The sequence below is a fragment of the Pseudomonas sp. 43NM1 genome, from assembly GCF_002836905.1.
Taxonomy (GTDB): Bacteria; Pseudomonadota; Gammaproteobacteria; order Pseudomonadales; family Pseudomonadaceae; genus Aquipseudomonas; species Aquipseudomonas prosekii.
Window position 1 is genome coordinate 193308 of record NZ_MKGS01000001.1, and the last position, 17839, is coordinate 211146.

The following is a 17839-nucleotide window of genomic DNA, read 5'->3' on the forward strand; positions in this document are numbered from 1 at the left end:
TCATAGATCGTGTGAATCTTCCTGCCCCGCCGTGGGCTGATCAGACGAGGCGCGTCGGATGCGCTATACAATGCAACGACACACAGCAACACCCGCAGCAACACTGTGCAAAGGAATCGCCATGACCCACGACACTTTCTGGCTGACCGCAAGTGATCACAGCCGTCTCTTCGTCAACCAGTGGTTGCCCGACGCGCCGTTGAAAGCGCTGATTCTGCTGGCCCACGGGATGGCCGAACACAGCGGTCGCTATGACCGGCTGGCGCAAAGTTTCTGCGCGCAGGGGTATGGCGTCTACGCACCGGACTTGCGCGGACATGGCAAAACTGCCGAAAACGCCACGCTCGGGCATTTCGCCGATGACGATGGCTGGTGCAAGGTAGTCGGCGATCTCGCCAGCCTCAATCAACACATCGGCCAGCAGCATCCCGGCGTGCCGATTGTGCTGTTGGGCCACAGCATGGGCAGCTACATCGCCCAAGCGTATTTGCTGCATCACAGCGCCAGCCTGCACGGGGCGATCCTCAGCGGCTCGAATTTTCAGCCGATCGCGCTGTATCGCGCGGCGCGGCAGATTGCCCGGCTGGAACGCTTGCGTCAGGGGCCGAAGGGGCGCAGTGCGCTGATCGAATATCTCTCGTTCGGCTCGTTCAACAACAAATTCAAACCGACCCGCACCCGATTCGACTGGCTGAGCCGCGACCCGGCGCAGGTCGATCTGTACGCCAACGACCCGCTCTGCGGCTTTCGTTGCACCAATCAGCTGTGGATCGACTTGCTCGGCGGCTTGCAGCAAATCAGCAAAGCGTCCAATCTCGCCCAGGTCGATCCGGGCCTGCCCTTGTTGGTAATGGGCGGTGAATGTGATCCGGTGAGCGACGGCAAGCGTCTGAAAGATCTGGCCAATGCGCTGCGCACCGCCGGCAGCCAGAACCTGCAACTGAATATTTACCCGCAGGCACGCCACGAACTGTTCAACGAGAGCAACCGCGATGAAGTGACCGCCGACGTATTGAACTGGATTGCCGAGGCGCTGAGCCACCGCCGCCCGGCCAGAACCGAATAGTTTTCAGATGGTTTTCACAACCGATTTTCCAATCGTTGTTTTTGTGGATTTTTAAATTCGTCACAGGAATTGAGACAAATGACCCAGGTTACCAACACCCCTTACGAAGCCCTTGAAGTCGGCCAGACCGCCAGCTACAGCAAAACCGTCGAAGAGCGCGACATTCAGTTGTTCGCCGCGATGTCCGGTGACCATAACCCGGTGCACCTGGACGCCGAATTCGCCGCCGGCACCATGTTCAAGGAACGCATCGCCCATGGCATGTTCAGCGGCGCGTTGATCAGCGCAGCGGTGGCTTGTGAGTTGCCTGGACCGGGGACTATTTATATCGGTCAGCAGATGAGCTTTCAGAAACCAGTGAAAATCGGCGACACACTGACCGTGCGCCTGGAAATTCTCGAGAAGCTGCCAAAGTTTCGCGTGCGCATTGCCACCCGAGTATTCAACCAGCGCGATGAATTGGTAGTAGACGGCGAAGCGGAGATCCTGGCGCCACGCAAGCAGCAGACCGTGACATTGCCAGTACTGCCGGCGATCAGCATCGGCTGATCAAGCCCTGCATTTGTGATGATCGGGCTTGTGTGGCGAGGGGGCTTGCCCCCGTTGGGCCGCGAAGCGCCCCCAAACCCTGCAACCACGATGCATCAGCAAGACCGAGCAAGATGGTTTTGCGACTGCTACGCAGCCGAACGGGGGCAAGCCCCCCTCGCCACAGGTACGCGCCGCTTTATTGCGGGCATAAAAAAACGCCAGTCAAACTGGCGTTTTTTGTTACAGCGACAAGCAATTACGAGCGAGCACGAGCCTGGTTACGCAGGGCTTTTACCTGGTCGTGGTTGCGTTGTACGCCGTGGTACTGACGCTCAACCAGGTCACGAATGCCTACCAGATTGTGCTTGGTGATTTTTTCCAGCGCTTCTTTGTAAGCCTTCAGCGCGTGGTCTTCACCGCGTTCAGCTTCGTTCAGTACGGCTTCTTCATCTTTGCCGGTGAACATTGCTTTCACGTCTACCCAGCGACGGTGCAGGTCACCGCTGACGCTGGTCGAAGTTTCCGGGTCGCCGCCCATCGAGCGTACAGCGGCTTGCAGTTCTGCAGCAGCGGCAGCGCAATCAGCGGAACGGGTAACAAACAGAGATTTCAGTTCTGGATGCTTGATATCTTCAGCGCAAGTCTTGAACCCTTCCTGACCGTCTTTGCTGGTTTCGATCAGGTCGTTGAGTACAGAGATGGCTTCTTTATTCACGTCGGTCATTTTCAATTCCTCGCGGTTTGATGAGAGATGCAATAGCTATTGCAGCCTGCATGCCAGCTTTGGATTGAATATTTAATCGTTATATTTCAATGACTTATCTTTTTCACCAAAATCTGTATCAGTGTTATTTGCATGATCTGTCATTTGGCCTGCATGCAGAATGCCTGTATTTTCCAGACTGTTTGAATCCAGACGACTGATGAATGAATCCTGAAAAGCTCGAATTGCTGATTACCCGCGAAATGCCCTTCGGCAAATACAAGGGCCGGATCATTGCCGATCTGCCCGGCCAATATCTCAACTGGTTCGCCCGCGAAGGTTTCCCGCACGGCGAGCTCGGCGGTTTGCTTGCGCTGATGCAGGAAATCGATCACAACGGTTTGTCCGAGTTGCTCGACCCGCTGCGCGCCAAACATGGCAAACCCGCACCTCGCCACTGAATCGACTGAGTAGCCCATGCCCGATAACACCCGCCGTGCCCGCGATGAAGACTTCTGGCTGACTTTCGCCGACCGTTACGCCGTCCAGCCTGGCCCGATCAATCTGGAGAATGGCTATTTCGGACGCATGTCGCGCACGGTGGTCGAGGAATACCAGCGCAATATCGAGCTGATCAATCGCAGCAATTCGGTGCAGGTGCGCCAGCGTTTCGAGCCGCAGGACAGCCTCGACATCCGCGCGCAGCTTGCCGAGATGCTGGGCGTGCGCGCGCACTCGATCGCCCTCACCCGCAACGCCTCGGACGGCTTGCAGGCGCTGATCCGCAACTACAACCGCTTGCAGCCGGGCGATCAGGTGCTGATCTGCGATCTGGAATACGACACGGTGAAAGGCGCCATGCGCTGGCTGGCCGGTCATCGTGGCGTCGAGGTGATCGAGATTGATCACCAGCACCCGGCGACTTTTGACAGCCTGCTGGCCAGCTACCGCGAGGCCTTAGTGCGTTACCCGCGCTTGAAACTGATGGCCCTGACCCACGTCACCCACCGTACCGGGTTGGTGATGCCAGTCCAGGCGATTGCTGCGCTGGCGAAGGAACACGGCGTAGATGTGATTCTCGACGGCGCGCATGCGCTCGGCCAGCTGGAATTCGATCTGGAATCGCTGGGCATCGCCTTCGCCGGTTACAACCTGCACAAATGGATCGGCGCGCCGCTGACCCTTGGCTTCATTTATATCGCCCCGCAGCGCCTGGCCGACATCGACCCGGACATGGGCGAGATGCACTTCCCGCTCAACGACATTCGCGGCCGCACGCCGTACAGCACGCCGAACATTCCGGCGCTGATGACCTTGCCCCTGGTGCTCGAAGAACATCAGGCGATGGGCGGCTCGGCAGCCAAAGGTGCACGCCTCAACTATCTGCGTAATCGCTGGGTCAGCGCCGTGCATGAACTGCCCGGCATCGAAGTGATGACCCCGGACGATCCGCGGTTGTATTGCGGCATCACCTCGATGCGCTTTACCAATCACGCGGACCAGCAAGTCATGGCCGAACGGCTGCTCAGTGAGTACAACCTGTTCACCGTGGTGCGCAGCGGTGCGGCGAGCGGGCCGTGTATTCGCATCACGCCGGGGCTGACCACCACTGCTGCCGAGATCGATCTGCTGATCAAAGCGCTGACCGAGCTGTGTTGATCGCATCAAGTCGCGTGCACGCACCTACACCGTGTATTTATCGAAATCCTCGGGTTTGATCTGAGTCGACACCGCAAAGGTGTCGATGCCGATGGTCATGTGCCCGAAAAATCCGTCTTCATGGCTTTCCCGCGCAATGCTGTTGACCGTCAGGGTCGAGGCGTTGCCGTTCATTTGTTGATGATATTGATCCTGATGGTTGTCCAGCGGCAGCAGGCTGCGGCCTCTGTAGGCTTTGCCATTGAGCACTGAGCGGGAAGCCACTTCGGGAAAATACAGTTGGCCGACCCACGCGACGTGGCGCTCTTCGAGGTAGTTGTTGCCACCGGTGATGCGCACTGCGACGTGAATGTGCAGCGCGCGGCCGGCATAAAAGCCTGGATAAATCGTGGTGAAGCGCACGACGCCTTTGTTATCGCTGAATTGCCCGCCGCGCAGGTAGGTGTCGTCATCGGTGCGCGGGACGGCGCCGATGTGGTCGGCTTCGACTTCCTGATCCGGATCAACCTTGCTCCAGCCCGAATAGGCGCCACGCGCGTTGCAGTGCCAGATATCCACCAGCGCGCCGCTTACAGGCTCGCCGGTCATGGCGTCGACAATTGACAGGCGCAACACCAGCGGAACGCCGTCCTGGCTTTCGCTGATGTTTCTGCGGATCAGTTTGGGGTTGCGGAAATACGGGCCGGCGATGTGCTCAGGCGAGAGCAGCAAAACCGTGTCGCGAGGGGCAGCAGTGGTGTAGTCCATGACGTTCTCTCTTCCTTAAGATTTTTGAAGGATAGAGAGAGAACCGCGCCGGCATGCGGTATCTATGTATCGAGGCGTGTATCTGAACGCGTTGCTTGTGTAGCAGCGAGGCTTGCCCGCGAAAGCGGTTTCAGATCCAACCAATGTGTTGAATGTGCCGGCGCTTTCGCGGGCAAGCCTCGCGCCCACAGGACTCGATGACTTTCCGGGCAAAAAAAAACGGTGCACCGACCAAGTGCACCGCTATAGCCGTAGAACACACAACGAAGTGTCTGGTAACAATCAAATCAGTCCAGCAGCGCGAGAGCCTCGGCGGTGCATTCCTGAATGCGCGCCCAGTCGCCGTTCTTGATCCACTCCGGATCAAGCATCCAGCTACCGCCCACGCACATGACGTTTTTCAACGCCATGTAGCTTTTGATATTGGCCGGGCTGACGCCGCCAGTCGGGCAGAATTTGACCTCGCCGAACGGGCCGCCCAAGGCTTTGATCGCCGCGACGCCGCCGCTGACTTCCGCCGGGAACAGCTTGAAGCGGCGATAACCCAAACCATAACCTTCCATGATTCCGGAAGCGTTGCTGATGCCGGGCAACAGCGGAATCGCGCTGTCGACACTGGCTTCAAGCAGGTCGCGGGTAATGCCCGGGGTGACGATGAACTGCGAGCCGGCCGCTTCGGCAGCGGCAAGCATGCTGCGATCGAGCACCGTGCCGGCGCCGGTCACCAGTTCCGGACGCTGCTCGCGCAGGATCTGGATGGCTTTGAGGCCGAACTGCGAACGCAGGGTCACTTCCAGCGCCGTCAGGCCACCGGCGGCCAGGGCGTCGGCCAGTGGCAGCACGTCCTGTTCGCGAGCGATGGTAATCACCGGCAAAATCCGCGCCTTGGCACAGAGGCTGTCGATCAGGGCAACTTTATCCGCCATGGAAACGGTCGGGGGAGTGTTTTTCATAGCGGCTGATCCTTGGCTCATGGGCACCAGTAAATCTCTAACGTAGGTTGCAGAAACGCGCGAATCGGCATGGCGGCGACATCGTCACCGGCCAATGCGGCACTCAAGGTCGTCAGTTTCGACTGACCGGAAATCGACAAAACGGTGGTCTTGGCCGAAGCCAGCAACGCACGACTCATGGTCAGGCGTTGATGCGGCACGGTCGGCGCCAGCATCGGATAGCAGCGACGCGTGCCATTGGCCGCCAGGGCCTCGGGCAGATTCGGGCTGTTGGGGAACAGCGACGCGGTGTGACCGTCATCGCCCATGCCGAGGATCAGCACGTCGATCGGTGGCAATTCGGCGAGCAGGCGATCAGCTTGCTCGGCTGCCAGCTCGACGGTGGCAGTGGCGCTGTACAAGCTCAAAAACTGCGCCTTGGCCGCCGGGCCTTGCAGCAGATAACGCTTGAGCAGGCCGGCGTTGCTGTCGGCGTGCTCCACCGGCACCCAGCGTTCGTCGGCCAGGGTCACAACGACTTTGGACCAGTCCAGCGTCTGCTTGGCCAGGTGCTGGAAAAACGCCACCGGGCTGCGACCGCCAGAAACCACCAGGGTCGCGGCGCCACGCGCGTCAATCGCATCGCTCAGTTGCTTGGCAACATTCAGCGCCAGGCCTTCGGCCAGCAGCACCGGGCTCTTGAACTCATGGGCGTTGACGCCCTGAGGCAGTTTCAATTCAGATATCGCCATACCACGACCTCCCATCCCGCGTAATCAGTGCAATGGAGCTCATCGGTCCCCAGGACCCGGCCGCGTACGGCTTGGGCGCATCACCGGATTTTTTCCACCCGGCGATCAACTGGTCACACCACTTCCACGCGGCTTCGATTTCATCTTTACGGACAAACAGGTTCTGATTGCCGCGCATCACTTCCAGCAACAATCGCTCGTAGGCATCGGGAATCCGCGCGCTGCGATAGGTGTCGGAAAAATTCAACTGCAACGGACCGCTGCGCAGCTGCATGCCCTTGTCCAGGCCTTGCTCTTTGGTCATCACACGCAAGGAAATGCCTTCGTCCGGCTGCAGGCGGATCACCAGCTTGTTGCTGATTTGCAGGCGCTGCTCCGGGGCGAAGATGTAGTGCGACGGTTCCTTGAAATGGATGACGATCTGCGACAGCTTTTGCGGCATGCGCTTGCCGGTACGCAGGTAAAACGGCACGCCGGCCCAACGCCAGTTGCGAATGTCGGCACGCAGGGCAACGAAGGTTTCGGTGTCGCTCTGGGTGTTGGAATTCGGTTCTTCGAGATAGCCCGGCACCGGTTTGCCTTCGCTGTAACCGGCGATGTATTGGCCGCGCACCACTTGCGTGGTCAGGCCTTCGGGGCTGATCGGCGCGAGGGCCTTGAGCACTTTGACTTTCTCATCGCGGATGCTGTCGGCGGACAGGTCGGCCGGCGGGTCCATGGCGATCAGGCAGAGCAGTTGCAGCAGGTGATTCTGGATCATGTCGCGCAGCTGGCCGGCCTTGTCGAAATAACCCCAGCGACCTTCGATCCCGACCTTCTCGACCACGGTGATTTCCACGTGGGAGATGTAGTTCTGGTTCCACTGGGTTTCGAACAGGCTGTTGGCGAAACGCAGCGCAATCAGGTTCTGGACGGTTTCTTTGCCCAGGTAGTGGTCGATGCGGTAGGTGCGGTTTTCCGGGAAATACTGCGCCACAGCATCGTTGACCTTGCGCGACGATTCCAGGTCCGAACCGATCGGTTTTTCGAGGACGACGCGGGTGTTTTCGCTGAGGCCAACCTTCGACAGGTTCTCGCAAATCGCGCCGTAAACGGCCGCCGGTGTCGCGAAATAGGCGATTACGCGTTGAGCAGTACCCGCCTGTTCGGCCAGGGCGACGTAGTCTTCGGAGCGCAGGAAGTCGACGTGCAGGTAGGTCAGGCGTGCGAGGAAACGTTCGAGAACCGCTTCGTCCAGCTCTTTGGCATCAACGTAGCGGCGCAGCTCGGAGGTAATGAACGCGAGGTGCTGCTGTTCGCTGCCGGGCTCACGGGCCAGCGCGATGATTCGCGAGTCCTCGTGCAACAGGCCGGCACCGTCCAATTGATACAGGGCAGGAAACAGCTTGCGCAAGGCCAGATCGCCGAGGGCGCCGAACAAGGCAAAGGTGCACGGTTCTACCGTAATCGAAGGCATGATGTTTGTTCTTTTATCAAGTTAAGCTACAAATACCTTTTTTCAAGGCATCACTCAAGGGAAAATGTAGTAATAACCACAACATTTTCGCAAAATACAGATTCCGAGTGGTGGTCGGTCGGAGCCATCAGTAGGATAGGCCACCGTGACGGGCCGCATCAAAGGCCCTTTTTGCATAGCAGAGCGCATCTTTGCGCTGCTGACTCAAGGAACATCTATGGACCGCGTGCGAAATCTGCTGGAACAAATCCAGAATCGCCTTGAAGACCTGAACAAGGCCGAGCGCAAAGTCGCCGAAGTGATCCTGCTCAATCCGCAGCAGGCCACGCGGTTCAGCATCGCCGCCCTCGCCCAGGCCTCGAAGGTCAGCGAGCCGACCGTCAACCGTTTCTGCCGCTCGTTCGGCGTCAGTGGTTACCCGGAACTCAAACTGCAATTAGCCCAGAGCCTGGCCAGTGGCGCGGCGTATGTCAGCCGTGCGGTCGAGGCGGATGACAATCCTGAGGCTTACACGCAGAAGATTTTCGGCAGCGCGATTGCCTCGCTGGACAGTGCCTGCCAGGCGCTCGACCCGAACCTGATCAGCCGCGCCGTCGATCTGTTGATTCAGGCCCGACAGATTCACTTCTTCGGCCTCGGCGCCTCGGCCCCGGTGGCGCTGGATGCGCAGCATAAATTCTTCCGTTTTAACCTGGCCGTGACCGCGCATGCCGATGTGTTGATGCAACGCATGATTGCGTCGGTGGCGCACACTGGCGAGCTGTTCGTGATCATTTCCTACACCGGGCGTACCCGTGAATTGGTGGAAGTGGCGCGGATTGCCCGGGAAAACGGCGCTTCGGTGCTGGGCCTGACTGCTGAAGGTTCGCCACTGGCCAAGGCCAGCACGCTGAGCCTGAACATTCCGCTGCCGGAAGACACCGACATTTATATGCCGATGACCTCGCGGATTATTCAATTGACGGTGCTGGACGTGTTGGCGACCGGCATGACCCTGCGCCGTGGCGTGGATTTCCAGCCGCATTTGCGCAAGATCAAAGAGAGTCTGAATGCGAGCCGCTATCCGGTGGGGGATGAGTTTAACTAACCCGGAGGGATCTTCAGCGCCTGTTCCTGCCTCATCGCGAGCAAGCTCGCTCCCACAGGGAATGTATTCCAAAGGTGCGACCAAGCTAGCTACCACAGGGGAATGCATTGCAAATGTGGGAGCGAGCTTGCTCGCGATGACGTCAGCAGCAGCACCGCAACACGTTGCTCAAACCCCAGCCCGCGCCTGCAAACTCAAATGCGCCCTCTCCCCCGGCGCCAGGCTCAGGCTGTCGGTGCCGCCGCTCGCCGCTTCCACGCAGACAAATTCCAGCACTTCATTCCAGCTCACCCCGAGCAAGGGCCGCGACCCCGGATGCCAGACCACCGTGTCGCCATCGTCACCGGTGTCGATGCACAATTCGCGCTGCCAGGCGTGGTCCTTGAGCTGTAATTCGCCGTCATGCTGGAACACCCGCTGACAGCCGCCATCCACGCGCAACTCACCTTCCTGAAGACAGGCCTGCCGACTTAACTGGTCATAACCTTGCGCGCCGTCGAGCCCAGACAGCGCTACCTCGCCAACGTCGCCAATACGCCAGTAAGCGTGCAAAGCCTGACTCAACTGGCACGGCGAGCTGTCCTGATGCTCGGTGCTCAGGCGCAAATCCATGCGTTCGCCAAGGTGCGCGTGCAGGTCAACGGTCCAGTCACACAGCTGCAATTGCCAATGCAAATGCACGCCTTCTTCGTCGTGGCGGCTATCGAGCAACTTCCAGTCGAGCAACCGCGCCCAGCCATGCGACGGCCAGGCGTTTTCGCTCGGGTGGCGGCCAAACCACGGCCAGCACACCGGCACCCCGCCACGAATCGCGCCGACGTGCGGCCACTTCGCCGCGCACCACAACCAGGGCTTTTGCCCGGTTGGCTGAAAGTGCAGCAACTGTGCGCCCTGGCGACTGAACACCGCTTGGCACAGCGGATGATCGATCACCAGCACATCGCGCATCTGATAGCGCTCCCACGCAAACACCGGGCGTTCGCGCAAGGATTTGAAGAAGCGTTGTAACGGATGCTCATGCATGTGCCGCGATCCTGAAATACATTGGTGTAGCGAACACACTGTGGCGAGGGGGCTTGCCCCCGTCGGAGTGCGAAGCGCTCCCTGAACTGTCGTTGCGATGTGCTGGAAAAACGACGACTGCTGCGCAGCCGAACGGGGGCAAGCCCCCTCGCCACAACTGGTTGCTCTCCACAACTGGTCGCTCTCCACAGCAATCCGCTCTTCACAACAGGCCCTGCACGACAAGCCCTTTGGCCACAGGGTTGTCATTGGTCCCGCGCAAAAAAAAGCGGATAGCCTTGGCCATCCGCATAAATGCGCACATAGAGGGGAGCTTATCGCAACAACGTTAGAACACCGACTGAATTTTCAGACCGGCCACCAGCGCGTTATCGACTTCATCAACACCGCCCGGGTGGGTGATGTATTGCAGGTTCGGACGCACGGTCAGCCAGTTGGTGACGTGGAAGCCGTAGTTGATTTCGTAGTTGTACTCGGTGCTGCGCAGTGGCGCGAACTGCAGGTCGTTGTAATCGCTGATGCCGTTGGACGCGTTGATCAGCTCGGCGTTTTTCTTCACGTCATCGTTGACATGAATACGCGCGAAACCGATACCGACGTCATCCTTCGGACGCGCATCAAACGGGCCTTTGTACACCAGCATCAGCGACTGATAGTTGTCGATGAAGTTGGTGTCCTTGTCGTGGAACGTCGCGTTGGCAGCGATGTTCAGACCGCGCGAAGCGTCACCGTTGTGCGTGGTGAGTTGCTGTTGCGCCACAAACCAGTAGCCGGATTTGCTGCTGTGACTGCGATAGGCGTTGCCGCTGGTGGCTGCGTCATTGCCGTTGTCGTCTTCGCGAACGTCATCCGCCTTGGCCGTGCTTTTGTAGTAACCGACACGGTATTCGCCCGGCAAGTTGTTCGGGTTCGGCAACCAGACCAGTTCAACGGGCAGGACCGTACCTTTGGTGCCGCTGCCGCTGAGTTTGAAGCCGTTACCGTGTTCCAGTTGCGACGGGTTCTGGTTGTACGCGCCGATCTGCGCATAGAACTCAGGCGAGATGTTGTACTTCACGCGAATCGCCGCTTGGCTGACTGGCCAGTTGTACCAGATGTTGGTCGCCCAGTTACCGACCTGGGAACCGCAGAACGCCAGGTTCTGGAATTCGCACGGGAAGGTGTTGAAGTCTTCACCTTCGCCGAAGTAACCGGCCTTGACGTCGAGTTTGCCGTCGAGGAACTGGTGTTTGATCCACAACTGGGTCAGACGGACCATGTGGCCACGGCCGTAGACTTCCTGCGAGGAGCTCAAGGTGCCGGCACGCGGATCGCCAACGCGGTCGTTGGAGATGTTCTGGCCATTACGGTTGGTCAGCTGGATCTTCGCTTGCGTGTTGTCCCAGCCCCAGAGTTTTTGCAAGTCCAGCGCCACGCCCAGACCGAACTGGTCGGAGTACCGCGCCGTCTTGTCGTTGTTGTAGCCGCCGTGAAGGTTGCCGCCCACTTCACCGACGTAATCGGCCTTGATGTCGATACCCTGCTCGATCAGCTTGGTCCGCTCGCCACCCCAGTCACCGGTCATCCACTGGGAGTCGGCGCTGAACGCGTCAGCCGCGTGAGCGCTACCGGCCATGGTCATTACCGCAACAGCTGACAATTGGCAGATAAGCTGAGCGTTGTTCTTCTTCTTCATCCCTACATCCTCGTTTTATTGTTATTAACTGTTTTTATCTAACGCGGTTTACATCGAATGCGACGAATGGGCCCATTCGCCACTTATCCCCTTGTAGGAGCCAGGCTTGCCGGCGAAGGCGTCCTTGAAATCGCCTTCGCCGGCAAGCCTGGCTCCTACAGTTTTTGTTTTTCAGCGCCCTTTGAACTGCGCGACGTTGCCGACCGCTGCTTCAGTTTTCGGCTGACCCGCAACGCCGAGACGCTCGCCGGTCTTGGCATCGAACAGCAGCACTTTCGCCGGATCGAATTGCAAGGTCAGGGTCTCGCCCACGCCCGGCGCAACGTCCGGCGCCAGTCGGCAGCAGACCTTGGTGTCGTTGAGGTTGACGAACACGAGCGTGTCCGGCCCGGTTGGCTCGGTGACCTGGACTTCGGCGCGGATGGTCGGCAAACCGTTCGGCTCGCCGTTGGCCAGAACGATCTGTTCCGGGCGCAGACCGAGGATCACTTCGCGATCTTCGAGGCCGGCGTCCTGCATGCCCAACGGCAATTCGCAACGCGCCTGACCGCTGTCGAGCAGGGCCAGCAGACGACCGTCCTTGCGCTGCAAACGCAGGGGGATGAAGTTCATCGGCGGTGAACCAATGAAGCTCGCCACAAACAGGTTGGCCGGGTTGTTGTAGATGTCTTTCGGCGTACCGAACTGCTGAATGATGCCGTCCTTCATCACCGCCACTTTATCGCCCAGGGTCATCGCTTCGATCTGGTCGTGGGTCACGTAAACCGTGGTGGTTTTCAGGCGCTGGTGCATCAGTTTCATTTCGGTGCGCATCTCGACGCGCAGCTTGGCGTCGAGGTTGGACAGCGGTTCATCGAACAGATAAATCTTCGGCCGCCGCGCCAGCGCCCGGCCCATCGCCACGCGCTGCTGCTGGCCACCGGAGAGCTGGCCGGGTTTGCGATTGAGCAGATGTTCGATCTGCAGCAACTTGGACACCCGTGCCACTTCGGTTTCGATGTCGGCTGCCGGCATCTTGCGAATCTTCAGGCCGAACGCGATGTTCTCGCGCACGCTCATGGTCGGGTACAGCGCGTAGGACTGGAACACCATGGCGATGTCGCGATCCTTGGGGCTCATGCCGCTGACGTCCTGGTCATCGATCATGATCGCGCCGCCGGTGATGGTTTCCAGGCCGGCGATGCAGTTCATCAGGGTCGACTTGCCGCAACCCGAAGGCCCGACAAGGATCAGGAACTCACCGTCCTTGATCGACAGGTCGATGTCCTTGAGGGTGTCCGGCAGGCCTGGGCCATAGGTCTTGTTTACATTGCGAAGTTCGAGCGTAGCCATGATTACCCCTTGACTGCGCCGGCCGTCAGCCCGCGCACGAAATACTTGCCTGCGACCACATAGACCAGCAGGGTCGGCAGCCCGGCGATCATCGCCGCCGCCATATCAACGTTGTATTCCTTGGCCCCGGTACTGGTGTTGACCAAGTTGTTCAGCGCTACGGTAATGGGTTGCGAATCACCACTGGAGAACACCACGCCGAACAGGAAGTCGTTCCAGATCTGGGTGAACTGCCAGATCAGGCAGACCATGATGATCGGCGTCGACATCGGCAGGATGATCAACCGGAAGATGGTGAAGAAACCGGCGCCATCGAGCCGCGCGGCTTTCACCAGCGCATCCGGCACGCTGACGTAGTAGTTGCGGAAAAACAGCGTGGTGAACGCCAATCCGTAGACCACGTGCACAAACACCAGACCGGTGGTGGTGCTCGCCAGGCCCATTTTGCCGAGGGTGAATGAGGCTGGCAGCAATACGGTCTGGAACGGCAGGAAGCAGCCGAACAACAGCAGGCCGAAAAACAACTGCGAACCACGGAAGCGCCACATCGACAGCACGTAGCCGTTGAGCGCGCCGATCGCGGTGGAGATCAGCACCGCCGGAACGGTGATCTTGATCGAGTTCCAGAAATACCCGTCAACCGTGGCCCAGGCCTTGACCCAGCCAATGCCGCTGACCACGGTCGGCCAGCTCAGCAGGTTGCCGGTGTTGATGTCTTCCGGTGTCTTGAAACTGGTCAGCAGCATGACCACCAGCGGAATCAGGTACAGGAACACCGCGAGGATCAGCACCGCGTAGATCGCGATGCGGCTGAGGCTGATGGCCGGTTTGGCAGCGAAACTAGTCATGGCGCTTGGTCCTCAGCTCGGAATACAGGTAAGGCACGATGATGGCGAGAATCGCCCCGAGCATCAGGATTGCACTGGCCGAACCCATGCCCATCTGGCCGCGGCTGAAGGTGAAGGAATACATGAACATCGCTGGCAGGTCGGAGGAATAACCCGGACCGCCGGCCGTCATCGCCGCCACCAGGTCGAAACTCTTGATCGCGATGTGCGCGAGGATCATCACCGCACTGAAGAACACCGGGCGCAGGCTCGGCAACACCACTTTGAGGTAGATGCGCGGCATGCTCGCGCCGTCGATCTGGGCGGCGCGGATGATCGATTGATCAACCCCACGCAGACCGGCGAGGAACATCGCCATGATGAAGCCCGAGGCTTGCCAGACGGCAGCGATCACCAGGCAATACACCACGCGATCCGGGTCGATCAGCCAGTCGAGACGAAAGCCTTCCCAGCCCCAGTCACGCAACAATTTGTCCAGGCCCATGCCCGGGTTGAGCAGCCATTTCCACGCAGTACCGGTGACGATCATCGAGAGCGCCATCGGGTACAGGTAAATGGTGCGGATGAAACCTTCGCGACGAATGCGCTGGTCGAGAAACACCGCCAGCAGTACACCGATCACCAGCGTGATGCCGATAAACATGCCGCCGAAGACCGCGAGGTTTTTGCTCGCAACCCACCAGCGGTCGTTTTCAAACAGCCGCTGGTATTGCGCCAGGCCGGCCCATTTGTAGGTCGGCAGGAATGTCGAACTGGTGAACGACAGGACAAACGTCCACAGGATATAGCCATAGAAGCCCACCAGAACGATGAACATGCTGGGCGCCAGCACCAGTTTCGGTAGCCAGCGCTGCAGCGCATCGAATGGCGAGGCCTTGCTGAACACAGCAACAGAACTCATGGGAAGATCCAGTACGAAGAGAAAATTTACGTTGGAAATGCTGACCCCTGTAGGAGTGAGCCTGCTCGCGATAGCGGTGTATCCGTCAGCCAATCATCAACTGACAGATTGCAATCGCGAGCAGGCTCGCTCCTACAGGGCCAAGCATTACTTGGCCGACTTGACCGCGGCGCCGAGTTTCTTCGCGGCGTCAGCCGGATCGGCTTTCGGGTCGTTGATGTAGTTGGTCACCACATCAAAGAACGCGCCTTGCACCGCCAGCGTGGTCGCCATGTTGTGCGCCATGCTTGGTTGCAGGCCGCCGGACTTGGCATCGGTCAGGAAGTCTTTGGCAGCGGTCTGGGCGCACGCGTCGAAACCGTACTTGCCCATGTCGGCGAGCATGTCGTTGCGAACCGGGATCGAGCCTTTGTTGATGCTGAAGACTTTCTGGAAGTTTTCACCCAATACCACTTTGGCAATGTCTTGCTGAGCGGCAGCGGTGCCCGCGTCTTTCTGCTTGAACACGGCCAGGGAGTCGATGTTGTAGGTGAACGCCTTGTCGGTGCCCGGGAACGCTACGCACTGGTAGTCGGTGCCGGCGACTTTCTTCGCGGCGGTCCATTCGCTCTTGGCCCAGTCACCCATGATCTGCATGCCGGCCTTGCCGTTGATGACCTTGGCCGCTTCCAGGTTCCAGTCCTGGCCCTTGCCGTCGGCGTCCATGTAGGTCGCGACTTTCTTCAGCTCGGTCAGCGACTTGACCATTTCCGGACCGGTCAGGGTCGCGTTGTCGAGGTCAACCAGAGCTTTCTTGTAACCGTCGGCGCCCATCACCGAGAGCACCACCGCTTCGAACACGGTGCTGTCCTGCCAAGGTTGGCCACCGTGGGCCAGCGCGATGAAACCGGCAGCCTTGAGCTTGTCGCCCGCGGCATAGAATTCTTCGAGGGTGGTCGGTGCTTTTTCGATCCCGGCTTTCTTGAACACTTCCGGGTTGATCCACAGCCAGTTGACGCGGTGAATGTTCACCGGCACGGCCACGTAATCACCGTCGTACTTCACGGTATCGGAGACTTTCTTGTCGAGCAGGCTGTCCCACTTTTCGGACTTGGCGACATCTTTCAAAGCGTCGGTGTCGAGCAGGCCGGTAGACGCCCATTCCTGAATGTCCGGGCCTTTGATTTGCGCAACGCCTGGCGGGTTACCGGCCACGGCGCGGCTTTTCAGAACGGTCATGGCCGTAGCGCCACCACCACCAGCAACGGCGCCGTCCTTCCAGGTAAAGCCGTCTTTTTCGACTTGGGCCTTGAGCACGTCTACAGCGGCTTTTTCGCCACCGGACGTCCACCAGTGAACGACTTCTACCGAACCTTTGGATTCGGCGGCAAGCACACTGAGGGGGATCGCAGACAGGGAAACGAGAGAAATGACAGTAGCGAGGCGAGAAATCGCATTCATCTAGAAGTACCTTTCTTGTTGTTATGCATTGCAAGTCTGGTGCTTGCGCTGCACGGATTTTAAACAGGAGTTATCCCTTCGCAGGTAACGAAGGGACGCTTGAATGTCACCACATGGTTACACAGGAACGCGCTGTGACCACTGGCCCAGCGCAGTCGCCATGCTTGGCGCAAGCGGTAAACGTGGAATCAGCACAGCTTGCCAGGCGTGATACAGATCGGGTTTGCCCGCCCAGATATCCGCGCTCGGGCGGTTCAGCGGGTCGAGTTCATGGTGCCAACTGCCGTCACAACGATCGATGAAATGGCTGTCACAGAATTCCCAGAACAGGCGATACCAGGTTTCGTATTGCTCATCGCCGGTGCGCTTGAGCAAGGCACTGGCGGCAGCGCTGGCCTCGCAATGGGTCCAATGCAAACGATGGCGCACCACCGCGCGATTGTCCCAGTCGAGCGTGTAGACAATCCCCGGCGCGCCGTCGATGTTCCAGCCGTGGCGGCAATTGTTATCGAAGAGTTTCTGCGCATCCGTGGCCAGCCAGCCCGGCGTCAACATGCCAGCCCGGACCCGCGCGGCTTCGAGGTGCAGCAACAGCCGCGCCCATTCAAAACCGTGGCCCGGCGTGGTGCCATAAGGGCGAAAACCGTCCGCCGGGTTGTCGTGGTTGTACTCGCGCAGCGGCTGCCAGTCGCGGTCGAAATGCTCGACCACCAAGTAATCGTTGGCGGCAGCGTGACCGTGGATCACGCGTTCGACGATGCGTTGCGCGCGTACCAGCCAGCGGTGGTCATCGGTGACATCGGCCAGCGCGAGGAACGCTTCGGTGGCGTGCATGTTGCTGTTGGCGCCGCGATAGGCCTCTTCGCCACTCCAGTCGCGAGCGAAGGATTCGCGCATGGCGCCCTCCTCTTCGCTCCAGAAATGCGCGTCGATCACGCGGATCGCTTCATCGAGCAACGCCTGCGCGCCAGGGCGCTTGGCGACCACGGCCGAACTGGCGGCGAGCGCAACGAAAGCGTGCAGGTACGCGGCTTTGCCGGTGTTGTCATCGCGATGCCCGGCGACCGCGAACCAGCCGCCATGTTCGGCATCGCGCAGCGGACCGCTGAGGGCTCGGACACCGTGATCAACCAACTCGGCAAACCCCGGCAGGCCTTGAATATGCGCCATGGCGAAGCTGTGCGTCATGCGCGCGGTATTCATGGTTTCTGCGTGAGCGTCGGGCGCGAGGAGGCCCTTTTCATCGAGATTGCCGAAGCCTGCCGGCAGCTTCGAAGCCTTGGCAAACGTCAGCAGGCGCAGGCCTTCGGCGGCGAGCCAGTGCTGATGGGCAGGCGCATTGAGCCAACTGTCGAAGCTCGGTTGGAAGGTGTCCATGGGGTACCTTTTTTGTTGTTATGACTGCGGGCAGTCTAAACAACGGCCGAGGAACGGCAGGTAACGAAGGGGACGGGTTTTGTCACCGAGTTGTGACAAATGTGTTGGGATTTTGGTTTTGTGTTGAGTTTAAGAGCCACCCCTCACCCCAGCCCTCTCCCCAAGGGGTAGAGGGGGCCGACCGAGTTGTTCTTGGAGGTACATCGACCTGAACTACCGAGTCGAACTCAGGTTCTGAAAAATCCCCGATCGGCTCCCTTTCCCCCTCTCCCCTCTGGGGAGAGGGCTGGGGTGAGGGGTGGGTCTAAGG

Annotated in this window: 17 protein-coding genes; 5 read left to right on the forward strand and 12 right to left on the reverse strand. The window is 59.4% G+C overall.

From position 1 onward, the window contains the following. Positions 1-121 precede the first annotated feature (121 nt). Complete coding sequence (locus tag BI292_RS00970; protein WP_101206621.1) at positions 122-1066, forward strand: alpha/beta hydrolase; 945 nt, start codon at positions 122-124, stop codon at positions 1064-1066. 78 nt (positions 1067-1144) lie between these two features. Beyond that, positions 1145-1615, forward strand: a complete 471-nt coding sequence (locus BI292_RS00975) for a MaoC family dehydratase (RefSeq protein WP_054044906.1) — start codon at positions 1145-1147, stop codon at positions 1613-1615. 238 nt (positions 1616-1853) lie between these two features. On the opposite strand, the gene BI292_RS00980 is transcribed toward BI292_RS00975, so the two are convergent. Further along, positions 1854-2321 (reverse strand): PA2169 family four-helix-bundle protein, encoded by a 468-nt coding sequence (locus tag BI292_RS00980; RefSeq protein ID WP_101206622.1) that lies wholly within the window; start codon positions 2319-2321, stop codon positions 1854-1856. A gap of 203 nt (positions 2322-2524) precedes the next feature. Here BI292_RS00980 and BI292_RS00985 point away from each other — a divergent pair, with 203 nt between their 5' ends. Together BI292_RS00985 and BI292_RS00990 are read left to right on the forward strand one after the other, a co-directional pair. Further along, a complete protein-coding gene (locus tag BI292_RS00985; RefSeq protein ID WP_092278897.1) occupies positions 2525-2761 on the forward strand; it encodes a DUF3820 family protein in 237 nt (78 codons plus the stop codon). A gap of 16 nt (positions 2762-2777) precedes the next feature. Continuing rightward, positions 2778-3959, forward strand: coding sequence for an aminotransferase class V-fold PLP-dependent enzyme (locus BI292_RS00990; protein WP_101206624.1), 1182 nt, complete (start codon positions 2778-2780; stop codon positions 3957-3959). Positions 3960-3983: 24 nt separating this feature from the next. Here the strand turns inward: BI292_RS00990 and BI292_RS00995 are convergent, their stop codons facing one another. The 4 genes from BI292_RS00995 to zwf all read right to left on the reverse strand — a co-directional run bounded on the left by BI292_RS00995 (position 3984) and on the right by zwf (position 7846). Next, positions 3984-4706, reverse strand: a complete 723-nt coding sequence (locus tag BI292_RS00995; RefSeq protein WP_101206626.1) for an intradiol ring-cleavage dioxygenase — start codon at positions 4704-4706, stop codon at positions 3984-3986. 287 nt (positions 4707-4993) lie between these two features. Continuing rightward, positions 4994-5659 (reverse strand): bifunctional 4-hydroxy-2-oxoglutarate aldolase/2-dehydro-3-deoxy-phosphogluconate aldolase, encoded by a 666-nt coding sequence (locus BI292_RS01000; RefSeq protein ID WP_092278891.1) that lies wholly within the window; start codon positions 5657-5659, stop codon positions 4994-4996. Between the two features lie 17 nt (positions 5660-5676). Then, positions 5677-6390, reverse strand: a complete 714-nt coding sequence (pgl, locus tag BI292_RS01005) for a 6-phosphogluconolactonase (RefSeq protein WP_101206627.1) — start codon at positions 6388-6390, stop codon at positions 5677-5679. After that, entirely contained in the window at positions 6377-7846 is a 1470-nt protein-coding gene (gene zwf, locus BI292_RS01010) for a glucose-6-phosphate dehydrogenase (protein WP_101206629.1), read from the reverse strand. The genes pgl and zwf overlap by 14 nt, the downstream gene beginning before the upstream one ends. A 226-nt stretch (positions 7847-8072) precedes the next feature. Here zwf and BI292_RS01015 point away from each other — a divergent pair, with 226 nt between their 5' ends. Continuing rightward, positions 8073-8933, forward strand: a complete 861-nt coding sequence (locus tag BI292_RS01015; protein ID WP_177331417.1) for a MurR/RpiR family transcriptional regulator — start codon at positions 8073-8075, stop codon at positions 8931-8933. Positions 8934-9101: 168 nt separating this feature from the next. Here BI292_RS01015 and BI292_RS01020 read toward each other — a convergent pair whose 3' ends face one another. The 7 genes from BI292_RS01020 to BI292_RS01055 form a co-directional block, all read right to left on the reverse strand. Then, on the reverse strand, positions 9102-9956 hold the full coding sequence (locus BI292_RS01020) for a D-hexose-6-phosphate mutarotase (RefSeq protein WP_101206631.1): 855 nt from the start codon (positions 9954-9956) through the stop codon (positions 9102-9104). Positions 9957-10284: 328 nt separating this feature from the next. After that, positions 10285-11631, reverse strand: coding sequence for a carbohydrate porin (locus BI292_RS01030; protein WP_092278883.1), 1347 nt, complete (start codon positions 11629-11631; stop codon positions 10285-10287). Between the two features lie 171 nt (positions 11632-11802). After that, positions 11803-12963 (reverse strand): ABC transporter ATP-binding protein, encoded by a 1161-nt coding sequence (locus BI292_RS01035; protein ID WP_092278881.1) that lies wholly within the window; start codon positions 12961-12963, stop codon positions 11803-11805. Positions 12964-12965: 2 nt separating this feature from the next. After that, on the reverse strand, positions 12966-13811 hold the full coding sequence (locus BI292_RS01040; protein WP_092278879.1) for a carbohydrate ABC transporter permease: 846 nt from the start codon (positions 13809-13811) through the stop codon (positions 12966-12968). Continuing rightward, the gene (locus BI292_RS01045) at positions 13804-14712 is read right to left on the reverse strand and encodes a carbohydrate ABC transporter permease (RefSeq protein WP_092278877.1); all 909 of its coding nucleotides are present in this window, start codon (positions 14710-14712) and stop codon (positions 13804-13806) included. The genes BI292_RS01040 and BI292_RS01045 overlap by 8 nt, the downstream gene beginning before the upstream one ends. A gap of 147 nt (positions 14713-14859) precedes the next feature. Beyond that, complete coding sequence (locus tag BI292_RS01050; RefSeq protein WP_092278875.1) at positions 14860-16152, reverse strand: ABC transporter substrate-binding protein; 1293 nt, start codon at positions 16150-16152, stop codon at positions 14860-14862. 117 nt (positions 16153-16269) lie between these two features. Beyond that, a complete protein-coding gene (locus tag BI292_RS01055) occupies positions 16270-17529 on the reverse strand; it encodes an AGE family epimerase/isomerase (RefSeq protein WP_101206634.1) in 1260 nt (419 codons plus the stop codon). Between the last annotated feature and the right edge of the window lie 310 nt (positions 17530-17839).

Excerpts from the sequence above, each read along its gene's own strand:
- BI292_RS00995 (WP_101206626.1), bottom strand. The coding sequence starts at position 4,706 with ATGGACTACACCACTGCTGCCCCTCGCGACACGGTTTTGCTGCTCTCG.
- BI292_RS01020 (WP_101206631.1), bottom strand. The coding sequence starts at position 9,956 with ATGCATGAGCATCCGTTACAACGCTTCTTCAAATCCTTGCGCGAACGC.
- BI292_RS01040 (WP_092278879.1), bottom strand. The coding sequence starts at position 13,811 with ATGACTAGTTTCGCTGCCAAACCGGCCATCAGCCTCAGCCGCATCGCG.
- BI292_RS01000 (WP_092278891.1), bottom strand. The coding sequence starts at position 5,659 with ATGAAAAACACTCCCCCGACCGTTTCCATGGCGGATAAAGTTGCCCTG.
- BI292_RS00980 (WP_101206622.1), bottom strand. The coding sequence starts at position 2,321 with ATGACCGACGTGAATAAAGAAGCCATCTCTGTACTCAACGACCTGATC.
- BI292_RS00970 (WP_101206621.1), top strand. The coding sequence starts at position 122 with ATGACCCACGACACTTTCTGGCTGACCGCAAGTGATCACAGCCGTCTC.
- BI292_RS00990 (WP_101206624.1), top strand. The coding sequence starts at position 2,778 with ATGCCCGATAACACCCGCCGTGCCCGCGATGAAGACTTCTGGCTGACT.
- BI292_RS01035 (WP_092278881.1), bottom strand. The coding sequence starts at position 12,963 with ATGGCTACGCTCGAACTTCGCAATGTAAACAAGACCTATGGCCCAGGC.
- BI292_RS01055 (WP_101206634.1), bottom strand. The coding sequence starts at position 17,529 with ATGGACACCTTCCAACCGAGCTTCGACAGTTGGCTCAATGCGCCTGCC.
- BI292_RS00985 (WP_092278897.1), top strand. The coding sequence starts at position 2,525 with ATGAATCCTGAAAAGCTCGAATTGCTGATTACCCGCGAAATGCCCTTC.
- zwf (WP_101206629.1), bottom strand. The coding sequence starts at position 7,846 with ATGCCTTCGATTACGGTAGAACCGTGCACCTTTGCCTTGTTCGGCGCC.
- BI292_RS01030 (WP_092278883.1), bottom strand. The coding sequence starts at position 11,631 with ATGAAGAAGAAGAACAACGCTCAGCTTATCTGCCAATTGTCAGCTGTT.
- pgl (WP_101206627.1), bottom strand. The coding sequence starts at position 6,390 with ATGGCGATATCTGAATTGAAACTGCCTCAGGGCGTCAACGCCCATGAG.
- BI292_RS01045 (WP_092278877.1), bottom strand. The coding sequence starts at position 14,712 with ATGAGTTCTGTTGCTGTGTTCAGCAAGGCCTCGCCATTCGATGCGCTG.
- BI292_RS00975 (WP_054044906.1), top strand. The coding sequence starts at position 1,145 with ATGACCCAGGTTACCAACACCCCTTACGAAGCCCTTGAAGTCGGCCAG.
- BI292_RS01050 (WP_092278875.1), bottom strand. The coding sequence starts at position 16,152 with ATGAATGCGATTTCTCGCCTCGCTACTGTCATTTCTCTCGTTTCCCTG.